The sequence below is a fragment of the Spirochaetota bacterium genome, assembly GCA_034190085.1.
Lineage (GTDB): Bacteria > Spirochaetota > UBA4802 > UBA4802 > JAFGDQ01 > JAXHTS01.
In genome coordinates this window covers 1-5,026 of sequence record JAXHTS010000011.1, presented here as the reverse complement: position 1 = coordinate 5,026, position 5,026 = coordinate 1, and the positions used below count along the sequence as shown (strand labels likewise).

5 protein-coding genes are annotated in these 5,026 nt (G+C 38.5%); all 5 read left to right on the top strand.

What is annotated here, in order from left to right:
• On the top strand, positions 1 to 365 hold a 365-nt coding region (locus tag SVZ03_02085), incomplete at its 5' end, for an HD domain-containing phosphohydrolase (protein MDY6932997.1).
• A gap of 335 nt (positions 366 to 700) precedes the next feature.
• Positions 701 to 1,660 carry an MBL fold metallo-hydrolase gene (locus tag SVZ03_02080; protein MDY6932996.1) on the top strand — a complete coding sequence of 320 codons (960 nt, stop codon included), beginning with the start codon at positions 701 to 703 and terminating at the stop codon, positions 1,658 to 1,660.
• Between the two features lie 41 nt (positions 1,661 to 1,701).
• The gene (locus tag SVZ03_02075) at positions 1,702 to 2,766 is read left to right on the top strand and encodes a 3-isopropylmalate dehydrogenase (protein ID MDY6932995.1); all 1,065 of its coding nucleotides are present in this window, start codon (positions 1,702 to 1,704) and stop codon (positions 2,764 to 2,766) included.
• Positions 2,767 to 2,868: 102 nt separating this feature from the next.
• Complete coding sequence (locus SVZ03_02070) at positions 2,869 to 4,239, top strand: MFS transporter (protein ID MDY6932994.1); 1,371 nt, start codon at positions 2,869 to 2,871, stop codon at positions 4,237 to 4,239.
• A 168-nt stretch (positions 4,240 to 4,407) separates the two neighbouring features.
• Entirely contained in the window at positions 4,408 to 4,911 is a 504-nt protein-coding gene (locus SVZ03_02065) for a MaoC family dehydratase N-terminal domain-containing protein (protein ID MDY6932993.1), read from the top strand.
• The last annotated feature ends 115 nt before the right edge of the window (positions 4,912 to 5,026 follow it).

The following is a 5,026-nucleotide window of genomic DNA, read 5'->3' as shown; positions in this document are numbered from 1 at the left end:
CGAGCATCGGCGGAAAGATACTGTCCGATCATAACAATAATAAATACCTGCATATGGCTCAAGTTATAGCATTAACGCATCATGAAAGATGGGATGGCTCTGGATATCTACAGGGATTGCAAAATAGAGAGATCCCTCTTTCAGGTCGTATCGTTGGATTATGTGATGTATTTGATGCCTTAGTCTCTGATCGCCCCTATAAGGAGGCATGGCTGATAGAAGATGCAATTGCTGAGATTGAAAGTAGAAGTGGGACGCATTTTGATCCCTACCTCGTTGAACTTTTTCATAAAATAATTGATGAAATACTTGAGATAAGGGATAGGTTCTGTGATTCAAGTTCAAGTTTAAAATATATATCTTAACACTTCCTTATATCATGCTAGTTATCTTATAAAATTTTATTAAGATTACAGAGTTATAAAGTATTATAGTGTGATTTGTATCGCTTCTTCACTAATTCAAGGTGAATTATATCAATTCCCCCTAGTAAGTATTTTTACTCCATACAAAAGGAAAATTGTAAATAAATCATTTTCTGCCTCATGATTGAAGTTATTGGTTCTCTTTGAATAATACGCATGAGATCAGATTTTTTATTATTTATACAAGATGACTTGCCCATGAATAAAGGCTTGACACAAGATAATAGATTCTGATAGCTATGATCCCACATAGATAGATATCTGGATCGATATATATGATTAGAGAGAAGATTTCAGAAAAAATAAGTTTAATCGATTGTAATCATATCTTTCCTATGTATGCGGCTGCTTATCTTTTAATTGAGGGGAAGAGATGTGTCTTTGTTGAGACTAATACTCAATTTGCTGTTCCCAGGTTTATTTCTGAGCTCAAAGAATATGGCCTAGGGCCTGAGAACGTGGAGTATATAATTGTTACTCATGTTCATCTGGATCACGCAGGCGGAACATCTGCGCTGGTTAATTTATGCCCAAACGCAGTTGTACTCGCTCAACAAAGGGCTGCACGACATATTATAGATCCTACCAGACTTATAGATGCGGTAAAGGCATTATTTGGCGAGGAAGAGTTTATAAGGATCTATGGCGAGATAGGACCTGTTGAGGAGGAGCGTGTCCGTGTAGTAAGAGATGGCGAAATTATAGAATTTGGCAATAGAGAGCTTAAATTTATCTATACACTCGGACATGCAAAACACCATATGTGTATTTATGATTCAGGCACTAATGGAATATTTACTGGTGATTCCTTTGGTCTGGCTTTCCCAATTTTGCAGTCAGGAAACAGGCCTTTTATATTTCCTTCAACGTCACCAACAGACTTTGATCCCAATGAAGCATGTGATAGCATCAATAAAATCTATAATACAGGTGCAAGAACAGCTTTTTTAACACATTATGGTCCTTTTGAACATGTAAAAGAAGGCTCTGAGATGATGATAGAATCTATCCATAAAATGGAGAATATTCTAAATGATGCGCTAAATTCAGATATGGATCAAGTGAGTTTGGAAAGATTCTGTATGGAGAGGATGATAGATTTCTTTAAAGATGAAATGGAAAGCAGAGATTTGCCCTTTTCATACGAAAACCAGAAATTTCTTCAAACTGATATTGAGCTCAATGCGCAGGGGATAGCCTTTGCTGTCCAAAGATTAAGAGGGATAAATTCATAGGAATAGAGTAAGTATAAGAATGTAGGACTAAGGGTAGGCTTATGAGAATCTACAAGGTTGCGGTTATTGGTGGTGATGGTACTGGTCCGGAGGTTATTCGTGAAGGTGTAAAGGTTTTGAAAGCTGTAGCGGATCGTGAAAACTTTCGATTTGAATTTACTGATTATAATTTTGGTGGAGAGCGTTATCTTCGTACGGGTGAAGTGCTTCCTGATTCTGCTATTGACGAGATGAGACAATTCGATGCAATTTATCTGGGTGCGATTGGTCATCCTGATGTAAAATCTGGTGTGCTTGAAAAGGGAATTCTCCTTCGACTCCGATTTGAGCTTGATCAGTATATTAACCTTAGACCGGTGAGGCTTTATGAAAACGTTCCAACACCGATAAAAGATAAGGGACCTGATGAGATTGACTATGTTGTTGTCCGTGAAAATACGGGCGGAGTTTATACGGGCATCGGCGGAATTTCTATGAAAGGTACACCAAATGAGGTTGCAGTGCAATCAATGGTCTATAATCGTTATCAGGTCGAGCGCTGTTTGAAATGGGCATTTGAATATACAAAAAAACGGGCCAAAAGAAATACACTGGCTCTATGTGGCAAAACAAACGTTTTAACCTATGTATATGATCTTTGGGAGCGAGCATTCCATGAAATCGGCAAAAGGGATTATCCGGATGTCAGACGTGACTATTATCATGTTGATGCCACTTGTATGTGGATGATAAAGAATCCTGAATGGTTTGATGTTATTGTTACTGGTAACATGTTCGGTGATATCATTACCGATCTGGGAGCTATTACACAGGGCGGTATGGGTATTGCAGCTGGAGGAAATATCAATCCGTCAGGCGTTTCAATGTTTGAGCCGATCGGTGGGAGTGCTCCGAAGTATACCGGCAAGAATGTAATCAATCCGATGTCAGCAATCAGTGCTGGTCAGATGATGCTAGAAATTCTCGGTGAGGAGAATGCTTCTATGATTGTTGAAGAAGCTATGAAGAATACCATCTTGAAGATGGATGGGATGGGAGCCGGTAATATGGGCATGTCGACAAGTGAACTCGGAGATGACGTTGCGAATAACGTTGCAACTATATAAGGATTTTTCTCTTAGCTAAGGGATAAAGGAGATATTAAGAAGTCTACTATTTATTCAAGTTGAGTTATTTATTCATAGTAAATTTACAGAAAGCCTAAGAGTATGCATCAAATAGACTATAATGCAGCTAAGAGGATTGTTCTACTTATTGTCTCAATTGCATCTTTCATTACACCCTTCATGGGATCCTCCATAAATATTGCTCTTCCATCAATTGGGAACGAGTTTTCAATGAATACAGTTCTATTAAGCTGGGTTGCTACTTCATATATGTTAGCTGCCGCGATGTTTCTCGTACCATTTGGGAAAATGGCAGATATATATGGCAGGAAGAAATTTTTTACATATGGCATATCTATCTATACCATTTCCTCTTTACTTTCTGCAATATCAAAGTCTGCCCTTATGCTAATCTGCTTTAGAATTATGCAGGGTGTTGGAAGTGCAATGATATTTGCTACAGGCACAGCGCTTATTACTTTAGTATTTCCCGAAAGGGAGAGAGGCAAAGCCCTAGGGATAAATGTGGCTTCAGTTTATATAGGCTTATCTCTTGGCCCTCTTGGTGGAGGACTTCTAACGCAACATTTTGGCTGGAGAATTATCTTTCTTATCAATATCCCTTTTGGTTTAATAATAATCATTGTTATTTTATGGAAACTAAGAGGTGAGTGGGAGCAACCAAGGGGGGAGAAGTTCGATCTTATCGGATCAATAATTTACAGTTTCTCGCTTGTAGCAATTATGTATGGATTCTCTCTGTTACCTGGAAGAGCAGGGATATGGTTAATAGTTATCGGTGCCTTGGGGATATGCTCATTTATCTGGTGGGGGATAAATGTGGAGGATCCTCTTTTGAATATGGACCTATTCAGAGATAATAAGGTTTTTGCTTTATCAAATCTAGCAGCCTTTATTAATTACACTGCAACATTTTCTGTTGGTTTCATTTTGAGCCTCTACTTACAATATGTAAAGGTACTCAGTCCACAAAGTACTGGCCTGATCCTTGTATCCCGTCCTATTGTAATGGCTATTCTTTCACCATTTGCAGGTAGGATTTCAGATAGAATCGAATCGAGGATACTTATCTCAACGGGTTCAGCTTTCATAACTATAGGGCTTTTGCTTTTATCTTTCTTGGATGAAAAAAGCAGTGTTGAATATATCATTGTTAGCTTAATTCTCCTTGGATTTGGTTTCGCGCTCTTCTCATCTCCAAATATAAATGCAATCATGAGTTCTGTTGACAAAAATTTTTATGGGATAGCTTCATCAACGATTGGAACAATGCGACTAACTGGACAAATGTTCAGTATGGGTATCGCAATGTTAATATTTTCCATATATATGGGGGAAGTGCAAATAACACCTGAATCCTATGCACACTTTTGCGATAGTATTGGTGTAGCGTTCTTCATTTTTGCTAACCTTTGTTTTTGGGGTATTTTTGCTTCATTTGCTAGAAGATGAATTTGATTAAATTTAAATATGCTCAGCATAGCCAAACTTTTTCTTGACAAAATACTAACTGGAAACTACGATGGCCATCATCGTTAAATATCTTTTGTATGATTTAAGTAGCAATGTCATGAAAAAATAATAGCTCTTAATTAGAGCAAGAAAAAAATAATGGAGGTAATGAAGGTGGGCAACGGTGAGATACAAACTAAAATAGATGCAATGAGGGAGAAATTTATCGGTGTAATGGCAGATCCTGTTGTTATGGAGATTGAGCCGGGTTCAATAAAGAGATTTGCCGATGCAGTTGGTGATACAAATCCCTTATGGTGTGATGAGGATTATGCAAAGAATACAGAGAATGGATCAATTGTATGTCCCCCTGGCTTCTTTGGCTGGCCAGCAAAACAGGGCCCTATGTTACCAGGCCCAATGGTAACGATGATGATGGAGTTTGCAGTTGCTGGCTTTCCTGGAGTGCTTGATGGGGGAGTTGATTATGAATTTTTTATTCCAATCCGTCCTGGAGATGTCATAGTGGCTTCTGCTAAAATCGCAGACATTTATGCGAAGGAAGGAAAGACAGGGCCATCGGTATTTGGCGTGTTAGAAACTACATATACCAACCAAAATGGCACCGTAGCAGCCAAAGGTCGGATGACCGTGATCGGGCGCCAGGCATAATAATTAATAATGGAGGTGAACAAAATGGCTGGGAAAAAACAGGTTTATTGGGATGATGTAGAGGTCAATAGCGAGATACCAACACTGACAAAGATTGCGACAACATTGATGTTGG

Bases quoted from the DNA above. Each gene is read 5' to 3' on its own strand.
- SVZ03_02065 (MDY6932993.1), top strand. From the start codon at position 4,408: ATGAAGGTGGGCAACGGTGAGATACAAACTAAAATAGATGCAATGAGG.
- SVZ03_02075 (MDY6932995.1), top strand. From the start codon at position 1,702: ATGAGAATCTACAAGGTTGCGGTTATTGGTGGTGATGGTACTGGTCCG.
- SVZ03_02080 (MDY6932996.1), top strand. From the start codon at position 701: ATGATTAGAGAGAAGATTTCAGAAAAAATAAGTTTAATCGATTGTAAT.
- SVZ03_02070 (MDY6932994.1), top strand. From the start codon at position 2,869: ATGCATCAAATAGACTATAATGCAGCTAAGAGGATTGTTCTACTTATT.